The following is a 596-nucleotide window of genomic DNA, read 5'->3' as shown; positions in this document are numbered from 1 at the left end:
GTCGCGCACGCCGATGGCGGCAACGCCGAAGCTGGAGGAGCGGGCCGGGGTAATCGAGATCGATCTGGTTGACGGCACCCGGGTGCGGGTCGATGCCTTCGTCAACCAGGGAGCGCTACGGCGGGTGCTGCAGGCGGTGAAGGGGCTGACGTGATCGCGGTGGCGCCCGGCACGAAGGTCTATCTGGCCTGTCGACCGACCAGCATGCGCAAGGGCTTCGACGGCCTGGCCGCGGAGGTGGCCTCGGTGCTGCGTCAGGATCCGTATTCCGGCCATCTATTCCTCTTCAGGTCGACCAGGGCGGACTATTTGAAGATTCTCCACTGGGATGGCACCGGGCTGTGCCTGTTCGCCAAGCGGCTTGAGACAGGCAAGTTCGTATGGCCCCCGATCGTGGACGGGACGATGGTGCTGACAGCGGCCCAGATGGCGCTGCTGATCGAAGCGATGGACTGGCGGCGGACGGTGGCGCCGCCGGCGCCACGGGTGCCGGAGCTGCTCTAATAGAGGGTTGATTCAGCTGATTGATTCTGGCCTGCCGGCACCGCCTTGGCTATCCTGAATCATGTCGCTGGCCATAGCCTCTCTGCCCTCCG

The 596-nt window shown here is 65.4% G+C and carries 1 protein-coding gene; it reads left to right on the top strand.

Annotation, left to right across the window (positions count from 1 at the left end; all coding sequences use genetic code 11):
- The first annotated feature begins 150 nt into the window (after positions 1–150).
- On the top strand, positions 151–504 hold the full coding sequence (tnpB, locus tag FFK22_RS42125; RefSeq protein ID WP_138893723.1) for an IS66 family insertion sequence element accessory protein TnpB: 354 nt from the start codon (positions 151–153) through the stop codon (positions 502–504).
- Positions 505–596 lie beyond the last annotated feature (92 nt).

Origin of the sequence: Mycobacterium sp. KBS0706 (assembly GCF_005938675.2) — a bacterium.
In the GTDB taxonomy this organism is placed as follows: domain Bacteria; phylum Pseudomonadota; class Alphaproteobacteria; order DSM-16000; family Inquilinaceae; genus Inquilinus.
The sequence above is the reverse complement of the archived record's forward strand: the minus strand, read 5'-3'. Positions and strand labels throughout refer to the sequence as shown.